Raw genomic sequence first — 25189 nt, 5'->3', positions numbered from 1 at the left:
GAAAAATAGGATTACTTCTGGCAGCGGCGACAGAAAAATGTGCTGCGCTGCCCATGCTTCGCGATTTCTATCGGCGTTCCGCATGTCCGACAAGGTTCACCGTTGCGGCCATAGACTCGCAGCTCCTGCGCGAAATAACCGGGTTTGCCATCTGATTGCAAAAAGTCACGCAGCGTCGTGCCCCCCTGCTCAATCGAAAGCTGTAGCACCTGTTTAATCACGCTCACCAATATGGCTGCATCGTTTTCATTTAACGATCCAGCCGTTCTGTCAGGATGGATACCCGCAGCAAACAGCGATTCGCTCGCGTAGATATTGCCTACGCCGACGACGACTTTGTTATCCATAATCCACTGTTTAATGGCCGTCTTTTTACCGCGCGAAGCCTGATAAAGATAATCTGCAGAGAATTCCGCCTCTAACGGTTCTGGCCCGAGATGCGCCAATACCGAGCTGGTTTCCAGATTATCCGTCCACAGCCAGGCACCAAAGCGCCGAGGATCGGTATAACGCAGCACCTTACCGCTATCCATCACCAAATCAACATGATCGTGTTTCTCCGGCTCGCTATATTCCGGCAACACCCGCAGGCTGCCAGACATGCCGAGATGCACAATAATCCAGCCGCGAGTCAGCTCAATCAGCAGATATTTTGCCCGCCGACGCACGCTGAGAACGGGTTCATCGCTCAGCGAGAGAATCTCAGCCGATACCGGCCAGCGCAGGCGCGAGTTCCTCACTTCAGCATAAAGGATGGTGTGATCGACAAGATACGGTGAAATTCCCCGACGACTGGTTTCAACCTCAGGTAATTCAGGCATGTGCGTCTCCTGATAATAAAGGTGGCTACGTTAGCATAAACAACGTTTTCATAAACAACAGGATACCCTCTGTGACATCACGCAAGACAGGGGATACGATGAGAAACAGGGTCACTGCTGGCGTATTTTACCCACAGTATTTAACACAAAACCGTTAAATCAAACCGACATGCTGGCTGGCATGTGACGAAAAAAAACCCGACCAAGGCCGGGTTTTCATCAAGAAGCAGAAATTACTTAATTTTAGCTTCTTTGTAGAGTACGTGCTGACGGACAACTGGATCGAATTTCTTCAGTTCCAATTTTTCCGGCTTAGTACGCTTGTTCTTCGTAGTGGTATAGAAGTGACCAGTACCAGCAGAAGAAACCAGCTTGATCTTCTCGCGAACACCCTTAGCCATGATTCAGTTCCTTAATACTTTTCACCACGGGCACGCAGATCGGCCAGAACCGTCTCAATACCCTTCTTATCAATAACACGCATACCTTTAGCAGATACACGCAGTGTTACAAAGCGCTTCTCGCCTTCAACCCAAAAACGGTGTGAATGCAGGTTCGGCAGAAAACGGCGTTTGGTCGCATTCAGTGCGTGGGAACGGTTGTTCCCGGCCACCGGACGCTTGCCAGTAACTTGGCAGACTCGGGACATGTCTATTCTCCAAAAATCAAATCAGCTCGAGCTTCGTATAGGGTTTGGCCGCCTCGTCAGGCTTTAGAGCCCATCTCAGCAACTTCACTGAAAAGACTCTGTCATCAGGATAAACCTGCTGAGATAGGCTCTTAACGCCACACCCAAGATTCTCAAAGGTGGCGTAGTATACGCTCTGAAGCGTAAGTGCTCAAGTCCCGAACAGCTAAAGATCCCATTGGATCGCGGAAATATCTGTTAAATCCAGCCGCGCTCAGCAAAAGAAACGTATTCGCCATGCCCAATGACTAAATGATCGAGCACGCGGATCTCCATTAACAGACAGGCTTTGACAATCTGTTCGGTTATCGCACGGTCAGCCTGACTCGGCTCCGCTTTTCCCGACGGATGATTATGCGCCAGAATCAGCGCGGCAGCATTTGCCTTTAGCGCTTCACGCACAATTTCACGCGGGTGTACTTCCACGCTGTTAATCGTACCAACAAACATCTCCTGATGGCGAATAACGTGGTGCTGATTGTCCAAAAATAGAACTAAAAAAACTTCACGCTCACGCCGGGACAACAGCAGCTGCAAATATTGACCGGTCGCTTCCGGGTTCAGCATAGCGTCCTCTTTCGCCAGGCGAGAGAAAAATAGCCGCCGCGACAGCTCGGCGATCGCCTTGAGCTGCGTATATTTTGATATCCCCACGCCTCTGGCGTGATGAAACGCTGACTGATCGGCCGCCATCAGTTGATAGAGCGAGCCAAAATGCGCCAGTAAATCCTCTGCCAGCTGCATCACATGCACGCCCGGCAACCCTGTGCGCAAAAAAATCGCCAGCAATTCAACATCTGTCAGTGATTCAGCCCCTAAACGCACCAGTTTTTCACGCGGTGCCAATCCCTTTTCCCAGCCCATCACCTTCTCCCTATACCGCTCGGCGGCATCATGTCACGCCCGTAAAAACAGGACGACACCGGTGATAAAAGGCTGCGAAGCGCTTCGCAATCTTCTTAGGGAAACCAAGACAACGACCTTAAGATTCCTATCTGCCCGCAAGGTTATGGTAAAATGGCGCATCTTCTGACTTTCAATCGGACCATGATGATGACGGAATTTTCCAGCCTGAATGCACTCTCCGGCAAACGAATCGTGCTGGGTATCAGCGGCGGCATTGCCGCGTATAAGTGCCCGGAACTGGTGCGACGCCTGCGCGATGGCGGAGCTGACGTACGAGTTGTCATGACCTCTGCCGCTAAAGCTTTTATCACTCCGCTGACGCTGCAAGCCGTCTCCGGCTACCCAGTATCAGACGACCTGCTTGACCCTGCGGCGGAAGCCTCAATGGGTCACATCGAGTTGGGGAAATGGGCTGATTTAGTCATTCTCGCGCCAGCGACTGCCGATCTGATCGCACGAGTCGCTGCTGGCATGGCGAATGACCTGCTGACTACAATCTGTCTGGCGACATCCGCCCCTATCGCCGTTGTCCCTGCGATGAATCAGCAGATGTATCGCGCAGAGCCCACACAGGACAACCTGCGCACGCTGGCCGCACGCGGTTTACCGATCTGGGGGCCGGATAGCGGCAGTCAGGCGTGTGGCGACGTTGGGCCGGGTCGCATGATCGACCCAATGGAGATTGTCGGGCTGGCGCAGCGTCATTTTTCTGCCATCAACGATCTGCAACATCTGAACATTCTGGTCACTGCCGGGCCGACGAGAGAAGCGCTGGACCCCGTTCGCTTTATCACCAACCACAGCTCCGGGAAAATGGGCTTTGCTATCGCACAGGCCGCTGCTGCCCGTGGTGCTAACGTCACACTGGTAAGCGGCCCGGTTTCGCTCGCCACCCCGCAGGGTGTCACACGCATTGACGTCGGCAGCGCGTTGGAGATGGAACACGCGGTGATGGAACATGCGGCTCAGCAGCACATCGTGATCGGCTGTGCGGCGGTTGCCGACTACCGCGCCAAACACATCGCTGATGAGAAGATTAAAAAACAGAATCAGCAGGGCGATGAAATGACTCTCACTCTGGTCAAAAATCCAGATATTATCGCCGGTGTCGCAGCCATGACGAAAAATCGTCCTTATGTTGTCGGGTTTGCTGCCGAAACCCAGAATGTGGAAGAATACGCCCGACAAAAATTGGCGCGTAAAAAGCTGGATCTGATTTGCGCGAACAACGTCTCTCTTTCCGGGCATGGTTTTAACAGTGAAACCAATGCGTTACACCTTTTTTGGCAAGGTGGTGACACGCCGTTGCCGCAGTGCGACAAGCGTCTGCTTGGCCAAAAATTAATCGACGAGATTATCAGCCGTTATGATGAAAAAAATCGACGTTAAGATTGTTGACCCACGCGTTGGACAGCAATTTCCGTTACCAACCTATGCCACTCCGGGTTCTGCTGGGCTCGATCTGCGTGCCTGTCTGGATCAGGCAATTGAACTCAAAGCAGGCGAAACAACCCTGATCCCAACCGGGCTGGCGATTCACATTGCCGATACCGGGCTGGCGGCGGTTATCCTGCCCCGCTCCGGGCTGGGCCATAAGCACGGCGTGGTGCTGGGGAATCTGGTGGGGCTGATTGATTCGGACTATCAGGGACAGTTGATGGTTTCCGTCTGGAACCGTGGTCAACAAACGTTTACGGTTGAACCGGGCGAGCGCATCGCACAGATGGTTTTTGTGCCCGTCGTTCAGGCCGAATTCAATCTGGTCGAAGATTTTGTCGGCAGCGAACGTGGAGAAGGCGGCTTCGGCCACTCCGGCCGTAGCTAACGCGCTCCAGCCACCCATAGTGTAAAAAATTCCTATAAGCCACAGCGCCTATCTATCCAAAAAGAAATGGCTACTGTGGCGCTAACGGGTGCTTGTCAGTCAAATATTTAGCAAGGGTCTTTTCAGACATGGCAGAAAAAGAAAATACGAAAAGGAATCGCCGCGAGGAAATTTTGCAGGCGCTGGCACAGATGCTGGAATCCAGCGACGGTAGTCAACGCATCACCACGGCAAAACTGGCTGCGAACGTCGGCGTGTCCGAAGCGGCACTCTACCGGCATTTCCCCAGTAAAACGCGGATGTTTGATAGCCTGATTGAATTTATTGAGGATAGCCTGACCACTCGCATTAACCTGATTCTGCAAGACGAAAAAGAAACGTTTAATCGTCTTCGTCTGATTTTGCTGCTTATTTTAGGGTTTGCGGAACGAAATCCGGGTCTGACCCGCATCATGACCGGCCACGCACTGATGTTTGAACAGGATCGCTTGCAGGGGCGTATTAACCAGCTGTTTGAGCGTATTGAATCGCAGCTGCGTCAGGTGTTGCGCGAGCACAAGCTACGCGATGGCAAAGGTTTCCAGCATGATGAAACGCTGTTGGCTAGCCAGCTGTTAGCGTTTTGCGAAGGGATGCTGTCGCGCTTCATTCGCTCTGAATTCCGCTATCGTCCGACGCAGGAATTCGACACCCGCTGGCCGCTGTTAGCGGCACAGTTGAACTAAACGCCGCCCTTAGAGATTAAAACCCGCCAGATATTCTCTTCTGGCGGGTTTCTGACTCACACGTTAAATCCCGTACTGCTCACGATAGGCTTTCACCGCATCCAGATGCGCTGCCATCTCTGGTTTTTCCGCCAGATAAGCAATCAAATCCGTTAGCGTAATAATCGAAATCACCGTGCACTGGTAGTCGCGTTCCACTTCCTGAATCGCGGACAGATCGGCGCGGCCACGTTCCTGACGATCCAGCGCAATCATCACACCCGCCAGTGTCGCGCCGTGCGCACCGATGATCTCCATCGATTCGCGAATCGCCGTACCCGCAGTAATCACGTCATCCACCAGCATCACGCGGCCCTGTAACGGGCTACCGACCAGGCTGCCGCCTTCACCGTGATCTTTAGCTTCTTTGCGGTTGAAGCAGTACGGCAGGTCGCGATCGTGGTGTTCTGCCAGCGCCACCGCAGCGGTGGTAGCTATAGGAATGCCTTTGTAAGCCGGTCCGAACAGCAAATCAAACGCTACGCCGGAATCAACCAAGGCTTCCGCATAAAAACGCCCCAGTAAGGCCAGATCGCGCCCGGTATTAAACAGCCCGGCGTTGAAGAAATAGGGACTGATACGCCCGGATTTCAGGGTGAACTCGCCGAACTTCAATACCTGCTTGCTGAGTGCAAACTCAATAAACTGGCGCTGGTAGGCTTTCATTACTGCATCTCCTCGTCTTCAGATATAAAAAAAGCGACCAATTGGTCGCTTATAAAATCAATCGATTAAGGCCGCTTTCTGCGCCTGAACGATGGTATCAATTCCCCCTCGGGCTAGCGCCAGCAGGGTGAGTAATTCTTCATGGCTGAACGGCTCGCCTTCGGCCGTCCCTTGCACTTCAATCATGCGGCCGTCTTCGGTCATGACCACATTCATGTCAGTTTCCGCGGCAGAATCTTCCACGTATTCCAGATCGCACAGCGCTTCGCCGTTCACGATGCCGACGGAAACTGCCGCGACCATGCCTTTCATCGGGTTCTTTTTCAGCTTACCCTTGGCAACCATCTGGTTCAGTGCATCGGCCAGCGCTACGCAGGCACCGGTGATGGACGCCGTACGCGTGCCGCCGTCCGCCTGCAAGACATCGCAGTCGAGCGTAATGGTGTATTCGCCGAGCACTTTCAGATCGATAGCCGCACGCAGGGAACGTGCAATCAGGCGCTGAATCTCCAGCGTCCGCCCGCCCTGCTTGCCTTTGGCGGCTTCACGCGCGTTACGGCTGTGCGTCGCACGCGGCAGCATCCCGTATTCGGCGGTGACCCATCCTTGCCCCTGACCTTTCAGAAAGCGCGGAACACCCTCTTCTACCGTGGCATTGCATAACACTTTGGTATCGCCAAATTCGACTAAAACAGAACCTTCGGCGTGTTTTGTGTAATGACGGGTCAATTTGAGGGGACGTACTTGCTGTGCACTTCGGCCTGTTGGGCGCATGGCTCATCTCCGGTGGGTCAATGAAAACTGGCGCGTATTATACACGAAATCCTTCGCGTTGCGGGAAAGCGGCATCAGAAAGCCATACCTTGAACTTAGGGTATAACCTGAGGTTATACCCTACTGATGAACAAGTATTCGTCAGTGATGATGCATCATGAAATAGTCCGTTTATCCCTTGAGCGTTGATGAGAAAAAATCATGATGCGGCATATGCAAATTGAAACGGTCAATCTGCCCCTAGCCCGTCCTATGGCGGTTGATAACGGGACGCGTCGCGCGGTTACCGTTATCCGCGTCGCGTTGGAAGAAAAAGGATTTATTGGACAAGGCGAATGTACGCCAGTCGCCCATTATGGCGAGTCCGCCGACAGTGTATGTCGCCAGCTCTCTGCGGTCCGTGAGGCAATAGAACACGGCCTGACCATCGAACAGCTCCAGAAAGACTTATCGCCGGGTGCGGCCAGAAATGCACTGGATTGCGCCCTGTGGCGGCTCAACACCGCATTGGAAAAACAGACGCTGTGGCAGCGTATCGGCATTCATCCCCCCACGTCCGTGGTCTGTGCGCAAACGTTGGCGCTCGACAGCGTGGAGAAAATGGCCGCCGCCGCATCCAATGCTGTTTCCCACGGCGCCCTGCTGCTGAAAATCAAACTGGATCGCGAGCTGATTCTGGAGAAGGTCGCCGCCATTCGTGCCGCCGCGCCTAACGCCAGATTGATTATCGACGCAAGAGCAAGCTGGAGCGGACTCGATTTACATAGCCTGTCCACGGCCCTGCTGCCTTATCAGGTCGCCATGATTGAGCAACCGCTTCCTGTCGGTAAAGACGAGGATTTACAGCGGTTTTCTCACCCGATTCCGATCTGCGCGGACGAAAGCTGCCGCCACAGCGGTGACATCGTCGGGCTGCGTCGTCGTTACGACATGATCAACATCAAGCTGGACAAGTGTGGCGGGCTGACCGAAGCGCTGGCGATGGTGCGCGAAGCCCACTTTCACGGCCTGCGCATTATGGTCGGCTGCACGCTGGGCTCGTCAATGGCGATGGAAGCCGCTCTGCCCGTCGCCGCAGATGCCGAGCACGTCGATCTCGATGGCCCTATTTGGCTAGCCGCCGACAGTTCGCCTTATCTGACCTATAACCTCGGCCGAATTTGGCTATGACGCAATCAACCGAAGCAACCATGAAACCATCAACCGGAGTGACCATGACGGATATCATGCACGCGGGTGCCGCCACAGCACCCGGTAACGCCCCCAGACCTGTACTGGAAATCGATGACCTGAGCGTCAGCTTTAGCGGCCGTTCCGGCACGCATCAGGCGCTAAAAGGCATTTCCTTTACCGTGAATAAAGGGGAAGTGGTCGCCGTGGTCGGCGAAAGTGGTTCAGGCAAGTCCGTGACGTCACTCGCCGTGATGGGGCTGCTGGCGGATTCTGCCAACATCGAACGCGGCGCACTCCGTTTCACCGCACGCGACGGCAAACAGCATGACCTGCTGAGCATGAAAGCAGAAGCGCGTCGTAAGCTGCGCGGCTGCGATCTCGCGATGATTTTCCAGGAGCCGATGACCTCGCTTAACCCGGTGCTGAAAGTCGGCGATCAGCTCACCGAAGCCCTGCTTGACCACAAAATCTGCGATGCCGCCAGCGCGGACAAAAAAGCCCGTGAGCTGCTGCACAAGGTGCGCATCGCAGACGTTGATCGCGTGATGAAAAGCTACCCGCACTCGCTGTCCGGCGGGATGCGTCAGCGTGTGATGATTGCACAGGCGCTGGCCTGCGATCCGCAGCTGTTGATTGCCGATGAACCGACCACCGCGCTGGACGTCACCGTGCAGGCACGCATTCTGCAAATCCTGCGCGACCTGCAACAGCAGAGTGACATGTCGGTGCTGTTTATCACGCACGACATGGGCGTGGTGGCGGAAATCGCCGATCGCGTGGTCGTGATGTATCGCGGCGAGATCGTGGAGCAAGGCACCGTCGAACAGATTTTTGCCGCACCACAACACCCTTATACCCAGTCGCTGCTGGCCGCTGTACCGAAGCTGGGCGACATGCGCGATAGCCTCTGGCCGAAGCGCTTTCCTTTACTGGGACAGGCTGCCGATCCAGAAAATAGTGAGCAGGTCACCGCCCGCTATGACGCTGAGCCGCTGTTGGATATTCGCGGACTGAGCGTGTATTACCCCATGCGTAGTGGGATTTTATCCACTATCACCCACCACGTTCACGCGGTAGAACAGATCGATTTCAACGTCTGGCCGGGCGAAACGCTGGCTATCGTCGGGGAAAGCGGCTGCGGCAAGTCCACCACCGGACGCGCCCTGCTGCGTCTGGTACAGAGCCAAGCCGAAAGCATTCATTTTCAGGGTAACGAAATTTCCCAGATGAAAGAGCGTGATTTCCAGCCGTTGCGTCGGGAAATGCAGATGGTGTTTCAAGACCCGTATGCTTCGCTCAACCCGCGCCTGACGGTCGGCTTCACCATTGCGGAACCGCTGTTGCTGCACGGGCTAGTGAAATCGCTGGAAGAAGCGACACCACAGGTGCAGGCGCTGTTAAAAAGCGTCGGCCTGCTGCCTGAGCACGCGCGTCGTTATCCGCATGAGTTTTCCGGCGGACAGCGTCAGCGTATCGCGATTGCCCGCGCGATGGCGCTACAGCCGCAGGTCATCATTGCTGACGAAGCCGTTTCGGCGCTCGATGTGTCGATTCAGGCGCAGGTCGTCAACCTGATGATGGATCTCCAGAAAAAAACCGGCGTGTCGTGGATTTTCATCTCGCACGATATGGCCGTTGTCGAGCGCATCGCCAACCGCGTCGCGGTGATGTACCTCGGTCAGATTGTGGAAATCGGCCCGCGCCAGTCGGTGTTTAACGACCCGCAGCACCCGTATACCCGCCGCCTGTTGGCCTCGGTTCCGATTGCCGATCCAACCCGTCGCGGCGCACGCCAGTTTGACGACAGCGAAATCCCCTCACCCTTGCGTAAAGCAGGCGAGGCCGTCGCCAAAACGCGCTACCGAGAGGTCGCACCGCAGCACTGGGTCGCCGACAACGAATCGGCAGCCTGAAACACGACGTCATGACAAGAAAATAGCCATAAAACACAACGTATTTATAAAAAACAACACACGTTCAATACTGACCAGGAGAGAAACCATGAAGCCATTCGTTCGTCGCTCTGCCGTTGCCCTCGGGCTCTCACTGTGTCTGGCGGCTGTTGCCCAGGCGCAAGACCTTCGTATTTCCATCTATGCCGATATCACCGGGCTCGACCCGCACGACACCTCGGATACGCTGAGCTACTCCATTCAGAGCGGCATCTTCGAGCGTCTGTTCCAGTTCGATAACAAAATGAAGCTGGTGCCGCGTCTGGCGACGGGCTACACCAGTAATGACACCGCCACCGAGTTCGTCGTTACGCTGCGCGAAGGCATCACCTTCCAGGATGGCGCCCCCTTCAACGCCGACGCCGTTAAAGCTAACCTCGACCGTCTGGCCGACCAGAGCAAAGGCTTAAAGCGCAACAGCCTGTTTAACATGGTACAAACCGTCACGGTTCTGTCGCCCACGCAGGTTAAAATCGAGCTGAACAAATCCTTCGGTGCCTTTGTCAACACGCTGGCGCACCCGTCTGCCGTTATGCACAGCCCGGAAGCGCTGAAGAAATACCCAGACGAAGCACAGCTGCGCGTGAACCCAGTCGGTACTGGCCCATTCAAATTCACCGAATGGCAGCAGGGTAAAGACGTGAAGCTGGTGAAATTCGACAACTACTGGCAGAAAGGCTGGCCGAAAGTCGACAGCGTGACCTTCTACCCGACGCCGGAAGATTCCACCCGCGTGGCGTCACTGAAATCCGGCCAGGTTGATGCAGTGTATCCGCTGCCTTCCGACCTGATCGGCACCGTACAAAACGACAGCAAGCTGGCGATTCAGCGCGACCCGAGTATTTATCAATTCTGGCTGGCGATGAACAACCTGCGTCCGCCGCTTAACGATATCCGCGTACGTCAGGCGCTTAACTACGCCATCAACCGCGACATCTGGCTGAAAGTCGGCTTTGCTGGCATGGGTGTTCCTGCCTCTTCTGCGATGGCACCAGACGTGCAGTTCTTCGCACGCCAAAGCTCACCGAACTACACCTATAACCCGGAAAAAGCCAAGGCGCTGCTGAAAGAAGCAGGCTACGCCAACGGCCTGAGCCTAAAACTGTGGACGACGAACCGCACCGACTACATCCGTAGCGCACAGTTCTTCAAACAGCAGTTAGAGCAGGTCGGCATCAAGGTCACCGTCACCCCGATGGATTCAGGGATGCGTAACGCCAAGCTGTTTGGCGTAAAAGATCCGAAAGACGCCGAATTTGACCTGTTCTACAACGGCTGGTCTCCGTCTACTGGTGATGCTGACTGGGCACTGCGTCCGCTGTTCGCGACAGAATCCTGGGTTCCGGTTGCGTATAACGTTTCCTACTACAGCAATCCGGTAACGGATAAAGCGATTACCGCTGGGTTGGCAACTGCCGATGCAGACAAACGTGCCGCGGCTTACGCTGATGCACAACGTCAGATTTGGCAGGATGCGCCTGTGGTCTTCCTGGGCTCGCCGGACAACGTTGTCGGCAAAACCAAGAACCTCGACGGCGTGTACATGCTGGCGGATGGCTCGCTGATCTTCGATCAGGCTGAATTTAAGTAATCGGTCAGGGAGAACGCCATGTTTGCTTATATCGTCCGACGTTTGCTGGAAATGATCCCGGTTCTGCTGGTGGTCTCCCTGTTAGTGTTCGGTTTTATAAAACTGTTGCCGGGTGACCCGGCACGTATTTACGCAGGTGCTGACGCGACCATTGAGGCGGTGGAAGCCGCCCGTCAGCAGTTAGGATTGAACGACCCGCTGCCGCAGCAGTATGTCCACTGGCTCGGCGGCCTGTTCAGCGGCGATCTGGGTGTGACGTACCGCACCCAGCAACCCGTCATCGACGTCATCAGCAAGAGCTTTATGCCCACCATGTGGCTGGCGCTGGCAGGCTTTGTCTGGTCGGTGTTGCTTGGCCTGCTGATTGGCGTGGTGTCCGCACTCAAGCGGGGGAAATGGCAAGACTGGACGCTGATGAGCTTTGCAGTCGGCGGGATTTCCATGCCGCCGTTCTGGCTCGGCCTGTTGCTGATTCAGTTTGTCGCCATGCCGTTCGGCGTCTTTTCCGTCAGCGGCTTTAATCAGCCCAGCGATATCATTCTGCCCGCGCTGACGCTCGGGGCATCGGTAGCTGCCGTTATGGCACGCTTTACCCGCTCCGCGTTTCTGGAAGTTGCACAGGAAGACTACGTCCGCACCGCGCGCTCCAAGGGGCTGCGCAATCGGCTAGTCACCTGGAAGCACGTGATGCGTAATGCGCTAATCCCGGTCATCACCATGCTCGGGCTGCAATTCGGCTTCCTGCTCGGTGGATCCATCGTGGTTGAAAGCGTGTTTAGCTGGCCAGGTCTGGGCTGGCTGCTGATTGAATCGATCAAGACGCAGGATCAGCCAGTCATTCAGGCGCTGGTGATGCTGTTCGTGTTTGAATTTATTGTCATTAATCTGTTGGTGGACCTGCTGTACGCGGTGGTCAATCCGGCGATTCGCCTACGTTAGGAGACACGATGAACCTTCCTCCAGAACCCGTCGTGGCTGTTGCCACGCTTGATGAAGAGACGATACGTTCGCCGTGGCGCGACTTCGTTCAGGTCTTTATCCGTAATCCGATGGCGCTGGTTTCCAGCGGCTTCGTCCTGCTGCTGGTACTGGTCGCCATTTTCGCCCCCTGGCTGGCACCGTGGAACCCCATGGAGCCTGACTGGGCATCGCTGGCTTCACCGCCTTCAGCAGCGCACTGGATGGGTACCGACGATCTCGGACGCGATGTGATGAGCCGCATCATCTACGGCGCACGCATCTCGTTATATATCGGCATCTTTTCCGTCACGCTGGGCATGCTGGTCGGCATCGTGCTCGGCCTGCTGGCGGGATACTACGGCCGTTGGGTGGATACGCTGATCATGCGCGGTTCCGACGTGCTGTTCGCCTTCCCCGGCATGCTGCTGGCGATTGCGGTCGTCGCGATCCTCGGCCCCGGCCTGAATAACGTGATTATCGCCGTCGCGGTCTTCAGCGTACCGGTCTTCGCCCGCATCGTGCGTGCTTCTACGCTGTCGCTGAAACAGGCGGCCTATGTGGAAGCGGTACGCTGCGCAGGCGCACCGGATCGCATTGTGCTGATGCGCCACATCCTGCCCGGCACGCTGCCTAATGTGATCGTCTATTTCACCATGCGTATCGGCACCAGCATCCTGACCGCGGCAGGCCTGAGCTTCATCGGCCTTGGCCCGGAGCCGGACGTACCGGAATGGGGCAACATTCTCGCCATGAGCCGCAGCCTGATGATGGCAGGCGCCTGGCACGTCAGCGTGTTCCCCGGTCTGGCGATTTTCTTCACCGTGCTGGCGTTTAACCTGCTCGGGGATGCGCTGCGTGATACGCTCGATCCCAAACTGAAAAGCTGAGGAAGGCGATGCACGGCGATCACCAGATGAACGACTATCGCCAGCAGCAGCAGGCGCTGTTGCTACAACGCTGGAAAACGACGCGGCAGTTGGGTACGCCGCGCTCGGCCAGCGGGCCGCATAACCGCCTCAGCGACGTAGCGGGCGTGCGCGTCGGCCACTGCACGCTGGCAGCGGGTGAAGTACAAACCGGCGTCACGGCGATTGTGCCGCCCGGTGAGAACCTGTTCACCCAGCCCCTGCCCTGTGGCGCGGCCGTGTTGAACGGTTTCGCTAAACCCGTTGGGCTGGTACAGATTGAGGAATTGGGATTGTTGCAAACACCCATTTTACTCAGCAACACGCTGGCAACCGGCACGCTGTTTACCGCGCTGGTGCGCGATGCCATTTCCCGTAATCCAGAACTGGGCCGCACGCTGCCGACGGTTAACCCGCTGGCGCTGGAGTGCAATGACGGCTGGCTGAACGACATTCAGGCGCTGGCGGTGACGGAACCTATGGCACGGCAAGCGCTGGACGACGCAACGGACACCTTTGCACGCGGCAGCGTCGGGGCTGGGCGTGGTATGAGCTGTTTTAGCCTGAAAGGCGGCATCGGCACTGCATCGCGCCTGATTCCCGAATTGAACGCCACGCTCGGCGTGCTGGTGCTGGCAAACTTCGGCACGCTTTCTTCGCTGACGCTGGACGGCGTGCAGATGGGCGACGCCATCGCCCCTATCCTGCCGGGGCTCGCACCGCAGCAGGACGCCGGATCGATCATCATTATCATGGCGACGGATGCCCCGCTCGATGCGCGCCAGCTCAAGCGCATCGCCAAGCGTGCTGGTGCAGGATTAGGTCGGCTAGGCAGCTACTGGGGACACGGTTCCGGCGATATCGCCGTTGCGTTTTCCACCTGCCCACAGCCGCAACCGCCGGAGGATGCGCAGCTTGAATCGCTGTTAAGCGCCGCCGCCGACGCGACCGAACACGCGGTGCTCGACGCCATGCTTCAGGCAGACGCCGTGACCGGTTTTCGCGGCCATCATCGCCCGACGCTGCCACAGGCGTTGGATCGGTTGGCTGCAACTCTTTATCCATAAGCAAATTCTCCCGTAGGAAACTGACTATGAAAGTGTTTATCTCTGCTGATATCGAAGGGATCGCTGGCGTGATGCGCCCGGAACAGTGCAGCCCCGGCACCGCGGAATACCAGCTGGCGCGCGGCCTGATGGAGCAGGAAGTGAACGCCGCGATTGACGGTGCGTTCGCGGGTGGCGCAACAGAGGTGGTGGTCGCCGACAGCCATGCGGCAATGGTCAATCTGCGTGCGGAGAACATCGACGCCCGCGCCCGGCTGGTACAAGGCAAACCGCGCGGCTATTCGATGGTAGAAGGGCTGGAGCAACAGCAGTTCGACGGCCTGATGTTCATCGGTTATCACAGCGCGGCAGGCGAGTTTGGCGTGCTGTCGCATACCATCAATGGTCGGGCGTTCTACCGCGTGCACATCAACGGTGAAATCATGGGCGAGAGCGACATCTACGCTGCCGCTGGTGTGGAACAGAAGACGCCACTCTGGCTGGTCAGCGGTGACGACACGCTCCAAAGCTGGATCACTCGCTACTACCCCGCCACCGACTACGCCTGCGTCAAACGCGCCATTTCACAGCATGCGGCGGAGTCCCTTAGCACCGAACAGGCCCGTCAGGTGATTCGTGATGCAGCCAAAGCGGCGGTGGAAAAAGCGCACCGGACGCTGAACTCACGGATTCAGGCGCCCTACCGTCTCGAACTGATGGTGGCAAAACCGGTACTGGCCGATCTATTCTGTCTGCTGCCAAGCGTTGAACGTTTGGATGCCATAACCGTAGGTTATACGGCGCAGAGCATGCGGGAAATCACCAGCCTGCTGGGGGCCTTTTCCTATCTGGCGACGACGCAAAACTGATTCCGGTCTCTCCGCCCCTGATTTAGGGGGCGTAAACCGCTTGAAAAGAGAATTTATAGCATGACGAAACCCGTGATTGTGATCCACGGTGGCGCAGGTGCGCTGACCCGCTCGGCCATGAGCGCTGAAAAAGAGCAACGCTATCTGGCGGCGCTATCCGAGATTGTCGCCAGCGGACAACGCATTCTGGCTGAAAACGGCAGCGCGTTGGATGCCGTAACGGAAGCCGTCCGTCTGTTGGAAGAGTGCCCGTTATTCAACGCCGGACACGGTTCGGTCTTCACCCACGCAGAAACTCACGAACTGGACGCCAGCATCATGGACGGACGGTCGCTGGATGCTGGCGCGGTGAGCTGTGTCAGCCATATCCGTAACCCGATTCTGGCGGCACGTACCGTACTCGAAGCCAGCCCGCACGTGATGTTTACCGCCGACGGTGCGGAAGCCTTTGCACAACAGCACGGTCTGGACATGGTCGAACCTGCGTTTTTCTCCACCGACGAACGCCGTCAGCAGCTTCATAACGCACAGGCAGGCTCAGGCCGCGTCATCCTCGATCATGATGGTCAGAACGACCCGATCGATCCCGACCGCAAATTCGGCACCGTGGGCGCGGTAGCACTCGACAGCGCGGGTAACCTCGCGGCGGCAACCTCGACGGGCGGCATGACCAACAAACAGGCCGGACGCGTGGGCGATAGCCCCATCATTGGTGCTGGCTGCTACGCCAATAACCAGACGGTAGCCGTTTCCTGCACCGGTACTGGCGAGGTCTTTATGCGCGCCGTCGCGGCCTATGATGTCTCGGCGCTGATGGAATACGCTGGACTCACGCTACAGCAGGCCAGCGATCGCGTAGTCATGGAGAAACTCGTGCAAATGGACGGCAGCGGCGGGATGATTGCCGTCGACAAAGCCGGCAACATCGCCCTGCCGTTTAACAGCGAAGGCATGTATCGCGGCTATGGCTACGTGGGAGAAGCCCCCGTCGCCGATATCTATCGCTAACTTGCCAACACATCGAAACAGAACCAAAACGCCCGATATCGGTGCATTGCACCATTGTTGGGCGTCAAAATAGTGCAGAAAGTGTTCTCATCGCTTATCTATCGACCATTCATCACGGCCTTATACCCTAAATAATTCGAGTTTCAGGACAAACGTTAACGTTTGAACAACGCAAAGCGTTGGCCCGCCAGGGCGAGGCTCATTATGAGCCTCGTAATGCGGCAAGAGAGGGAGTCCCGATGAGCTTACTCAGGTAAGTGATTCGGGTGACTGAACGCAGCCAACGCACATGCAACTCGAAGTATGACGGGTATATAACCTGGCGTAATAATTGCAGACTTTTTGGTTATTACTCATACGATGCTCATCAGAAAGCGTCAGCCGGAGCCTGCAACCATGCGATTACGCCATATTGAAATCTTCCAGGCCATTGTTCAGGCAGGTACCATCAGCGGCGCCGCCCGTTTACTCAACGTCTCGCAACCGAACGTCAGCCGGGTACTGAACCACGCAGAGCAGCAGCTCGGTTTTTCCCTGTTTGAACGTCGCACACAGGGAATGATCGCCACCGAAGAAGGGCTGCGCCTGATACCGAAAGTGCAGGAGCTTTTCAGCCATCTGCAAAGCATCAGTTCCCTCACCGAACAAATCAAAACCAGCAAGGCCCACTCCGTACGGCTGGGTGCAGCGCACGCATTCGGGCAAATGATCGTGGCCCCAACGCTGGTGGAGTTTCATAAGCAGGCGGCCTTGGTTAACGTTGAACTCGTCACCGAACACTTCAGCACGCTGTGCCAGAACATCCTGCAAAACCAGCTCGATTTCGCGCTGATCTTTGGTCAGCAGGTGCCGTCCGAGTTGCTGGCAGAACCGCTGTTCCAGTCCACGATGGTTGCCCTCTTGCCGAAAGACAGCCCGATAAACGGCCCTGTCTCGCTGGAATGGCTGTGCAACAACAATCTGCTGATGATGCAGCATAAGGATCCGCTCGGTCAGGTGCTACACCGTGCGCTGCGCGACAGAGCGCTACAGCCAGCCGCTTCGCTCTACATCAAAACCTACTCGGTCATTGCCGACATGGTGCTGGCGGGCGGCGGTACGGGCATCGTCGATCTCTTTACCGCCTGTCGCTACGCCGACCAGCTCAAAATCGTCCCTATCGACCAGCCGCTGCCTTTTGAAGTCACGCTGATCAGCCGCCGCGACAACCCACAGTCACAGGCGACACTCCAACTGAAACAGATGATGAAAAATCGCTGTCGCGACATCGCCAGACAGAACGAGACGCTGCTTTACGCCGCCTGATTCACGACAGACGCTACGCCACGGACGGTTTTTCCTATCCCCTGCGCGGGACTCAACGCTATAATCCTTCTCATCATTTGCTTTACAGGTATGCACCAATGATTCGCAGCATGACCGCTTACGCCCGCCGAGAGATCAAGGGCAACTGGGGAAGCGCAGCCTGGGAACTGCGTTCCGTTAACCAGCGCTATCTGGAAACCTATCTTCGTTTACCGGAACAATTCCGCAGCCTCGAACCTGTGGCGCGTGAGCGCATCCGCGCCCGTTTGACCCGTGGCAAAATCGAATGCAACCTGCGTTTTGAGCTCGATCCGAGTGCGCAAAGTGCGCTGATCCTGAACGAAAAACTGGCGAAACAGCTGGTCAATGCCGCCAACTGGGTCAAAATGCAGAGCGACGAAGGGGAAATCAACCCGGTTGATATTCTGCGCTGGCCCGGCGTAATGTCGGCGGAAGAGCAGGATCTGGACGCCATCAGCGCCGAACTGCTGACAGCACTGGAAGGCGCGCTGGATGATTTCATCGCCGCCCGTGAAAGCGAAGGTGATGCGCTGAAAGGGCTGATCGAACAGCGTCTGGCTGGCGTCAGCGCCGAAGTCGTCAAAGTGCGCGCCCAGATGCCGAACATCCTTCTATGGCAGCGCGAGCGCCTGCAAAGCAAGCTGGAAGATGCGCAGGTACAGCTGGAAAATAACCGTCTGGAACAGGAACTGGTGCTGATGGCGCAGCGCGTCGACGTCGCCGAAGAACTCGACCGCCTCGATGCTCACGTCAAAGAAACCTACAAAATCCTGAAAAAAGAAGAAGCCGTCGGCCGCCGCCTCGACTTCATGATGCAGGAATTCAACCGCGAATCGAACACGTTGGCCTCGAAATCCATCAACGCCGACGTCACCGCGTCAGCCATTGAGCTGAAAGTGCTGATCGAGCAAATGCGGGAACAGATCCAGAACATTGAGTAACGTTTCACGCGATCTCATAGAGTCTCACCAATCAAAAAGGCCATTGTAAATACTGGCCTTTTTGTTTTATGACAGTGGAAGAAAAACATGGGGCTAACCCATATCAAATGGATTTTTTGTTGTTCCGTCATTCAATAACTCAGACGCGATGGCATTTACCTCGCCCTGAACATAAGCCCAATATGCAGGATTATCGAGGGTTCTCTCTTTAATTTGCTTAGAGATAAAACGGCTCATTTCCATATTGAAGTCGTCACGGACTTCATCTTCCGACATTAGCTTGGCTAACTGAATAGACAGCGCCTGTCGAAAGTCTGCTGTTTGCTTCTGTCTGGCGGTGAGCTTCTTTTCAACCAGTGTTTTGGATAAATCAATACCACGCTGCTTAATCCAAACAATATCCCAGATATCACGAGGTTTAATACGTCTTGCCCGATACGCTAACGCGATCAACTTATCGGCCAATGTTTCTTGTAACGACTGTACCGGAACCAAGATCCCTTCAGTCGGTACAACGATGTCGTAATGATTGATTAGCGGGCGCTTTTCAATATCAAATGACGGAATAGCACAGACGTCAATATGCATTTTTTGCCGTGGCAAATCAGGACGATTAGCGTCTTTTACAATACTAATTTTCCAAGAAACGGTATCCCCTTGCTGCTCGCCAGAAGGTTTGTTTACCCAAACTTCGGTTTCATACTTGTTCTGAATATAGGTTTGGATTTCGGACTCCAGCCCCTCAAACGCTGAGGGCTGGAAATCATGACCACCATTGAAATCAAGATCTTCTGATAGCCTGCTGCTGTTGTAACACATTCGTAATGAGGTGCCGCCAATAAACGTTAACCGCTGCATGACGCCCTGTTTGATCAGCACATCGATAATGTCATGCTGCAAGATCTCTTTTTCTATGACGGGTGTCACTGCGGCATAGTCAGGGTTTGACTGGATGATTTGGCGAATTTGTTGCTTCAGCATACGTTATCTCCCACACACTTCCCCCATACTTAGCTCTCCAACATATGTAGATTGCGCTGGCAGTGCTTTAGATCTGCAATCGCTTGTTCCTTGTATGCGCGATACATTTTGATGTCAGGGTCATAGTACAAATTAGGTGCAATTTGCTCGACTGGCTTTTTAGTATGGGTAAGCTCGATCACGCCATAAGGCGTATCAAAACAACCACTTCGACCTTTAGTCACCACCGTGACCCTACCCATCACAACTTGTGAAATATCACCGGTATGACTGAGCTGACTTTCTAAGCTGATGTAGTTCAATACGCCACTGCGCAACTTTTTGATGATTTTATAAATGGCAGTCTCAGGCTCAGGTGGTGTAATAACACTTTCATAGAAGCCTTTCACCACTCGTCTTAGCAACCCCTTCTTTACGCAATCTGCCAGGAACTTTCTAAAGGCTGAGTCACAAGGCACACCCTGCATAAAAGCCAGCTCTGTTACACTGTGAATGCCACCGCCAGCGTTCACTGCTTTAGCCAACGCGTTTAATAGCTCATCAGATTTAGCCATAGGTCTACACTACATTACGAAATAAGTAATGTAGTGTAGACCTGCGCAAGAAAAAGGTCTACAGATTGTTACGTGATAAGTAACTTAGTGTAGACCTATTAAACCTGAGTAACCTTCGCTCTCGACTCTTGTATATCGCCAGCCAGGCGATACCACTATGTCCATATTGAGCATTTTTATAGAATTTGGACACGGTGATACCCATTTTGAATGGGCAAGGCATTCTGTTGGATACTTATTTTGAAGAGCGTAAGGTGGCTCACACCTTGCTTGATAAGTGCCCAGTATTAGATACAACGCTCAGAGCGTTTTTGTCGCGTTATTTCCCTTCACCCTCTCCTGCATGTGATACCGTCAAGGCTTCCTCATAGACCTCTTTCACCATATTAAATTGCTGAACTTCCTCCAGCGCACTCAGCGTTGTTAACTTCATCGAATTACGGATCGGCCGATGAGGAGCGTTTTCAATCGGTGTGTTTAACACCAGCGGTTTACCTAATTCAAACAAAATACACTCGTATGCATCGGTACTGAGTTTCCCTGAGTGCTCCACCGTTAATTCATTCCTTTTAACGATTTTCTGGCTTTTAACCGGCCATATTTTCTTAATTGATTTCCAGTGGTGATCAAGGTCACTCGTTGAAGCGATAGCGAGGTAGCGTATTTCTGCGACAAGGTGGCTTCTGGCATTTTTCATCGCCTGATTAAATGTCTCAACTCTGGTGTGATACCACGCTGATGTGCCGTTTTCAAAATTATCAAAATACGTACTGGCTCGCCCTTTAGCCCCGCCCAAGGAGGCTGTCATCACTAAATCAGGATAAAGTGTTTGTGCCATCCCGTAATAAGGGATTCGAGCAGGTTCTTGCAAATATAAGCGTTCTTGCAATTTTTGCGTGCTGTAAGCACTTCCCGCTACGCCAAGTTGACGGATTAAAAAGTCAACCAGCCAGCGGCACCCTGCGTGATCCTTGTCGTTCGGAAGAAGTGCAAATGCGCCAATTCCCACCTCAGAAATCATATCAAGGTAAGGGTTGTCGTCCACGTGTTGGTTAAAACATCCGGGATAGAGGGCAAAGGCCCCAAACACTGGACGACTTTTATGGCCCATAGCGGACGATTTATCTTGCGTAATACGGATCAACGCATCGCGGTAACGGTGCATTTGGTTAATGGCATCGTCCGGCACCAAATCGGTTTTATCAATATCGTATTTATGCGCATCGCTACCATCCACTTGACTCGGTTTGGTTTGAATACGGTACTTTGCATCGAACAGCCAAATAAAGCGTTTGTCGCTCGGCGTAGGGAATTCGACCTTCAAGACAATATCAGGACAATGAGAGACGAAGTAAGAACGAATCTCCTTGCTGTTTGGGGTAAAAATAGGTTCGTGTGCTAATCTCGCTACTAAACCATCATCGCGTTCAAAAACAAAAGCGCCCGCAAAACCATTCTTTAATTGATATTCAAAGTCATTTTTTAATACTAAGGTTTGGCGATTCGGCGTGACATCCTTAAAGCCAAGGTCGTCGACTAAAATGTTGCGCAATGCTAGAAAACACCACACCTCATAGATTTCGGCAACCGACTTCATCGAGATACTGGTTTGATTGGCAAAAACATCCAAGTAGCATTTAAGTTCCTGCCAAATACGGTATACCGCGCTGTATCCTGTTTTTTGTTGCAGCACAAGAGATGACTTAGCCAAGCCATTAAATACACCAACGTCACGTAAAAAACTGTGATTCAGCATTTTGCTTAATGGTTTTTGCCAACTGCCAATTTCGTTGAGGAACGCATCGGAAAGGCGTTGATTCTCTGGGGCTTGATTATTTTTTCGCAGCCTACGTTCAAACTCAGCTAATCGATTTTTGCACTGGGTGACCACCATTTTGATAAAACGATTCTCTGGCGTATCGACACTCAAGTATTTTTTTTCAACGCGATAGCGTCTATCAGATCGACCATTCTTCAGATCGTTAATGACATTTTCGGCTAAGCGCTGAGGTAATCGCCCTTTTAAACGATCCGCGCGTACAAAGGAAATGTTGGGCTGTAAACGGCGATGAGGAGCCTGGCTGATAATTTTTAAACTTTGCGCCAAGCGTTGTCTCAGCGTAGTGAAATTAGCCAACCAAAGTAATGGAAAATCACCACGCTGTTTACTCTGTTCTGCATCTTGCTCCGTTTTCTCCGCCAGGCTAAAACGCCATAGCGGGTAATGATTGTCGAGTAGCTGATACATCTGCGACAAATCACGGTGCAAATCCATTTTGGTCGGCAACACTTCAAAAGCAAGGGTAAACCGATAATCCTGACCTGCAAGGCGATAGCTAAGCGGCAGGCGCATCCAACCGACATCATTACCGGTGTTGATGGTGCCCGTTAAGCGAGCGGGAATATCACGTTTCTTTGCAGCAAAGCGAAAACCTTCATTCACCAGCCTTACGCGGTGGGTCAAGCCGGCTTTCTCCACCTCATTAAAAAATACCCACTCAAACTGATATTGCGCATTTTCAAAAAACAAAGGTTCCCGCAAATTGATCGACTCACTCTGCACACTAGGGGCATTACCCAACGTGTCAGAGATCAGCGTTTCATCCAAAACCGCCACTTCTTGTAAATCCATCGCAGGGGAAAAACGCACCGTCGACCCCACCATAGAAGGATTATTCGCGTCAGCGTACTGGGTTCGTTTAGCCAACGTATTACGATAAACCTGTTGCCGTTTAGCGATATCATTGCACCAAATCGACAGTTCAAAATGCTCAGTTTGTAGTCGCAATAATTCGGGCATTTCGTACCGCCTTGTGGGTTATGGCCAGAAACTGGTGAAGCCGGATTGAGCAAGCTTATTTTGCATCCACTCAATTTTAGCGCGACTGCGGCAAGCAATCATTATTGTCTCGCCATCCTGTTGCTTTTCACGGTAAAAATCTGGTCTTGCGTTATTTTTATCCCAAATAGCAGACAGGCTTTCTTTTAACGTATCAGATAACTTTATGAGTAATGACTGTTCAATATCATATTGTGCTAATTTATCGCTGTCGCCTTCAATACGCGGCAACACTTTACACATTAAAAAATCATCCCAAACGGCTTGTAGTGCTTCGTCGTTTTCTGGCTGTAGGCTTATCACACTCAGCAGCAATTCATTTAAGGCGCGATAGGCTAATTTAAAGGACGTGTTATCCAAAACGCTATTAATCGCATGCAGAAATTCAATACTCTTTTTGCCATCCGCATCAATCGCAGGCAAGCGTGCTTGATTCTTCACCGCACTTGAATAAATTGGATAGGACAGTTTTTTAGAGGCGACTGTTGGCGAAAAATAATCGTCAAAATCATTAGGGAAGAAGTCACCAAAATCAAAACTCAGCGCGCGATCAATCACCTTACGGGAAAAACCGTGCGTGGTCTCATCCATATTCACGGTGCCAGCCACCAGTAAGTTAAAGGGAATGCCGATACCATTCTCAGAAAATTCAAGCCATAACGCAGAAGTCGGGTCTAACTCTAAACGCTCGCACAATTCATTCTGCTTAACAGGGGAAAGTGACTGAATCACCGAGGATTTTAATAGCGGATCGCACTGGTAGGTAAACGCATCATCTTCCCATTCCCATTCGCGGGTTTCCAGTATAGATAAATAATCCGCAAAATACTGCTCGACAGGGGCAAGATTCATTTCATCCAGGCATAACCAATACGGCGGTATTGCCTGCAAATCATTACGGTTCCCTGAGGTGATTTTCCCAGTAATTTGCACACCTGACTCAGCAATCGCCTTCCACGCTTTAACGATAAATGTCAGCACGTCAGTAATCACATATTCGACGTTGCCATTTAAGCGGGAGGAATAGCCCAATAAATCACTGGGTTCATGCCAATCTGGCCGGACAGAAACTAAGCAATACGTTTCGTCAATGTGCCCTGTCGCTTTCGCCTGTTCACGAACAAAACGTGATTTCCCTGTGCCGGAAATGCCGGCTAGGAGGAAGAACGGTTTAGGGAGGGGAGTAATGTCACTATCTGTTTCAATCATTTTTTCTTTGGTAGATATTGATATTTCTTGCATTTCAAATTCCATCCCCTCTATTTCTTTATAGAATTTTAGTAATGAATACAAATCACTTTTGAGAATTTCATCAGAAGGAATACTGTCAGCAGAATAATATCTTGCGATAACACTTGGTTTTTCATACGATTTACCAAGAGGTGTGCCTGCTTTTAAATTTATATCCTTAACGCCCCAGCGTTCTAAATCAGGGATTTTTTTTAATAGCTGTTTCTTTATATATTCAGCGCGTTCTTCGGCAACTTTCTTTCCCCATTTCTTAGCTGGGCTTGTTGTACCTTGATTAAGGGACAAATAAAACCCTGAGCCATCAGCTTTAAAAAGGTATACTGGATAGATTCCTTCTTGAGTGGTATTTGTAATTTTTGGATTAAGAATAGATACCCAAGGAACATTTGCCCAATTCCCTGCCCCAGCACTAGCCTCTACTTCATAATTAAAATCAAACTGAATAACTATATTCTCTATTTCTTTTTTTAACTCTTTTCTCAATAAATTCGCAATTGGGTTATTAGTAAATCCCTCTTTTGTGGCCGCAATCCAGCCTTTAGTTATTATCTGAAATTTTTCTTGCAGGCTCATCCTAGCTCCTAAATTAAGACAATAAATTTATGATATCTCGCCACAACAGCCATCATGTTAACAACGCAGCGTTTTCGGCCATCAACCTCTGCCATGGTTTTATAAAAATCTGTTGGCATTGACACTCAGCCCGCAATATATAACTGTGTATTTATACATGAACATTCATATTATTATCTGATGATACTTAGGCAAGTATTGTATTCTTCACCCCATGTAATCGAAAGTGATTTAAACCATCAATTTCGATTACATGACTACGAAACTCGTAGTATCTGAACCCGTAAAAAGCATCGACAATTGGCGGTACTGACTTTCAAGGAGGATCGCCAATGACCACCATAAATGCTGCCGCTACCGAGAGTTCCATTAGTGTTTTCCGAGATCTGATCGCTTCGCTACCCGTTGATCACCTTAGCCATGCTCAACGTGACGATCTCAGCGCAATCGCCACAGAGTCAGTTGAAGGGCTGTGCCACGGTTTACAGTATGTAAGCGAATCGCTGGTCACAGAAACCACCACGGAACAGTTGCAACACCTCAGCGCCTATTTCAACACCTGCGCACATTTGATTCCGGCATTGCTGGTAATCAGTGAAAAAGCCACATCAGCTCACACGGCAGACCTCACCTAAATTGTCCCTATCAGAGCCCAATAAGGACAACTTTCCTACAGACTGTCCTTATTGGCTGGCGTTTTGTCCTTATTCCTCCTAAATATAGAGACACTTATCGCTATTCTGTCCTTATAAACACACGCCAATAAACCGACCAGC

General features: G+C 52.8%; 24 protein-coding genes. 14 read left to right on the top strand and 10 right to left on the bottom strand.

Features of this window, described 5'->3' with window-relative positions; all coding sequences use genetic code 11:
- Positions 1–11 precede the first annotated feature (11 nt).
- The 4 genes from mutM to radC all read right to left on the bottom strand — a co-directional run bounded on the left by mutM (position 12) and on the right by radC (position 2373).
- On the bottom strand, positions 12–821 hold the full coding sequence (gene mutM, locus BUB06_RS17505; RefSeq protein ID WP_039474581.1) for a bifunctional DNA-formamidopyrimidine glycosylase/DNA-(apurinic or apyrimidinic site) lyase: 810 nt from the start codon (positions 819–821) through the stop codon (positions 12–14).
- 233 nt (positions 822–1054) lie between these two features.
- Positions 1055–1222 (bottom strand): 50S ribosomal protein L33, encoded by a 168-nt coding sequence (gene rpmG / locus BUB06_RS17500; RefSeq protein WP_002208990.1) that lies wholly within the window; start codon positions 1220–1222, stop codon positions 1055–1057.
- An 11-nt stretch (positions 1223–1233) separates the two neighbouring features.
- Positions 1234–1470 carry a 50S ribosomal protein L28 gene (rpmB, locus tag BUB06_RS17495; RefSeq protein WP_005967968.1) on the bottom strand — a complete coding sequence of 79 codons (237 nt, stop codon included), beginning with the start codon at positions 1468–1470 and terminating at the stop codon, positions 1234–1236.
- A gap of 237 nt (positions 1471–1707) precedes the next feature.
- Complete coding sequence (gene radC / locus BUB06_RS17490) at positions 1708–2373, bottom strand: RadC family protein (protein ID WP_039474579.1); 666 nt, start codon at positions 2371–2373, stop codon at positions 1708–1710.
- 153 nt (positions 2374–2526) lie between these two features.
- Here radC and coaBC point away from each other — a divergent pair, with 153 nt between their 5' ends.
- The 3 genes from coaBC to slmA all read left to right on the top strand — a co-directional run bounded on the left by coaBC (position 2527) and on the right by slmA (position 4965).
- Entirely contained in the window at positions 2527–3804 is a 1278-nt protein-coding gene (gene coaBC / locus BUB06_RS17485; RefSeq protein ID WP_010300739.1) for a bifunctional phosphopantothenoylcysteine decarboxylase/phosphopantothenate--cysteine ligase CoaBC, read from the top strand.
- Positions 3782–4240, top strand: a complete 459-nt coding sequence (gene dut / locus BUB06_RS17480) for a dUTP diphosphatase (protein ID WP_010285710.1) — start codon at positions 3782–3784, stop codon at positions 4238–4240. Before coaBC ends, dut begins: the two co-directional genes overlap by 23 nt.
- 128 nt (positions 4241–4368) lie before the next feature.
- Complete coding sequence (slmA, locus tag BUB06_RS17475; RefSeq protein WP_005967978.1) at positions 4369–4965, top strand: nucleoid occlusion factor SlmA; 597 nt, start codon at positions 4369–4371, stop codon at positions 4963–4965.
- 63 nt (positions 4966–5028) lie between these two features.
- On the opposite strand, the gene pyrE is transcribed toward slmA, so the two are convergent.
- On the bottom strand, positions 5029–5670 hold the full coding sequence (gene pyrE, locus BUB06_RS17470; RefSeq protein ID WP_039474577.1) for an orotate phosphoribosyltransferase: 642 nt from the start codon (positions 5668–5670) through the stop codon (positions 5029–5031).
- A 57-nt stretch (positions 5671–5727) separates the two neighbouring features.
- Positions 5728–6444 carry a ribonuclease PH gene (gene rph, locus BUB06_RS17465; protein WP_039364080.1) on the bottom strand — a complete coding sequence of 239 codons (717 nt, stop codon included), beginning with the start codon at positions 6442–6444 and terminating at the stop codon, positions 5728–5730.
- A gap of 204 nt (positions 6445–6648) precedes the next feature.
- Between rph and ycjG the strand changes: the two genes are divergently transcribed.
- From ycjG to BUB06_RS17415, 10 genes are all read left to right on the top strand, one after another.
- Positions 6649–7614: an L-Ala-D/L-Glu epimerase gene (gene ycjG, locus BUB06_RS17460; protein WP_010300724.1), complete on the top strand. Its 966-nt coding sequence runs from the start codon at positions 6649–6651 to the stop codon at positions 7612–7614.
- 44 nt (positions 7615–7658) lie between these two features.
- Positions 7659–9530, top strand: a complete 1872-nt coding sequence (locus BUB06_RS17455) for an ABC transporter ATP-binding protein (protein ID WP_039474696.1) — start codon at positions 7659–7661, stop codon at positions 9528–9530.
- An 88-nt stretch (positions 9531–9618) separates the two neighbouring features.
- On the top strand, positions 9619–11160 hold the full coding sequence (locus tag BUB06_RS17450) for a glutathione ABC transporter substrate-binding protein (RefSeq protein WP_039474573.1): 1542 nt from the start codon (positions 9619–9621) through the stop codon (positions 11158–11160).
- Positions 11161–11178: 18 nt separating this feature from the next.
- Positions 11179–12099 (top strand): ABC transporter permease, encoded by a 921-nt coding sequence (locus BUB06_RS17445; protein ID WP_014913740.1) that lies wholly within the window; start codon positions 11179–11181, stop codon positions 12097–12099.
- Positions 12100–12107: 8 nt separating this feature from the next.
- Entirely contained in the window at positions 12108–13007 is a 900-nt protein-coding gene (locus tag BUB06_RS17440; protein WP_010300708.1) for an ABC transporter permease subunit, read from the top strand.
- Between the two features lie 8 nt (positions 13008–13015).
- Positions 13016–14092 carry a DmpA family aminopeptidase gene (locus tag BUB06_RS17435; protein ID WP_370529545.1) on the top strand — a complete coding sequence of 359 codons (1077 nt, stop codon included), beginning with the start codon at positions 13016–13018 and terminating at the stop codon, positions 14090–14092.
- Between the two features lie 26 nt (positions 14093–14118).
- Entirely contained in the window at positions 14119–14940 is an 822-nt protein-coding gene (locus BUB06_RS17430) for a M55 family metallopeptidase (protein WP_039474571.1), read from the top strand.
- A 60-nt stretch (positions 14941–15000) separates the two neighbouring features.
- Positions 15001–15948: an isoaspartyl peptidase/L-asparaginase family protein gene (locus tag BUB06_RS17425; protein ID WP_039474570.1), complete on the top strand. Its 948-nt coding sequence runs from the start codon at positions 15001–15003 to the stop codon at positions 15946–15948.
- 396 nt (positions 15949–16344) lie between these two features.
- A complete protein-coding gene (locus BUB06_RS17420) occupies positions 16345–17253 on the top strand; it encodes a LysR family transcriptional regulator (protein ID WP_039474568.1) in 909 nt (302 codons plus the stop codon).
- 98 nt (positions 17254–17351) lie between these two features.
- Positions 17352–18215, top strand: coding sequence for a YicC/YloC family endoribonuclease (locus BUB06_RS17415; protein ID WP_039474565.1), 864 nt, complete (start codon positions 17352–17354; stop codon positions 18213–18215).
- A gap of 93 nt (positions 18216–18308) precedes the next feature.
- Here BUB06_RS17415 and BUB06_RS17410 read toward each other — a convergent pair whose 3' ends face one another.
- The 4 genes from BUB06_RS17410 to BUB06_RS17395 all read right to left on the bottom strand — a co-directional run bounded on the left by BUB06_RS17410 (position 18309) and on the right by BUB06_RS17395 (position 24413).
- Complete coding sequence (locus tag BUB06_RS17410; RefSeq protein ID WP_039474564.1) at positions 18309–19196, bottom strand: nucleotidyl transferase AbiEii/AbiGii toxin family protein; 888 nt, start codon at positions 19194–19196, stop codon at positions 18309–18311.
- Positions 19197–19225: 29 nt separating this feature from the next.
- A complete protein-coding gene (gene abiEi / locus BUB06_RS17405; RefSeq protein ID WP_039474562.1) occupies positions 19226–19750 on the bottom strand; it encodes a type IV toxin-antitoxin system AbiEi family antitoxin in 525 nt (174 codons plus the stop codon).
- Positions 19751–20069: 319 nt separating this feature from the next.
- Complete coding sequence (locus BUB06_RS17400) at positions 20070–22550, bottom strand: restriction endonuclease-like protein (protein ID WP_048329104.1); 2481 nt, start codon at positions 22548–22550, stop codon at positions 20070–20072.
- Positions 22551–22568: 18 nt separating this feature from the next.
- On the bottom strand, positions 22569–24413 hold the full coding sequence (locus tag BUB06_RS17395) for an MrcB family domain-containing protein (RefSeq protein WP_039474559.1): 1845 nt from the start codon (positions 24411–24413) through the stop codon (positions 22569–22571).
- Between the two features lie 332 nt (positions 24414–24745).
- On the opposite strand from BUB06_RS17395, the gene BUB06_RS17390 reads away from it, so the two are divergent.
- Positions 24746–25048, top strand: coding sequence for a hypothetical protein (locus tag BUB06_RS17390; protein WP_039474557.1), 303 nt, complete (start codon positions 24746–24748; stop codon positions 25046–25048).
- Positions 25049–25189: the final 141 nt, after the last annotated feature.

This window comes from Pectobacterium carotovorum (genome assembly GCF_900129615.1).
Lineage (GTDB): Bacteria > Pseudomonadota > Gammaproteobacteria > Enterobacterales > Enterobacteriaceae > Pectobacterium > Pectobacterium carotovorum.
The sequence above is the reverse complement of the archived record's forward strand: the minus strand, read 5'-3'. Positions and strand labels throughout refer to the sequence as shown.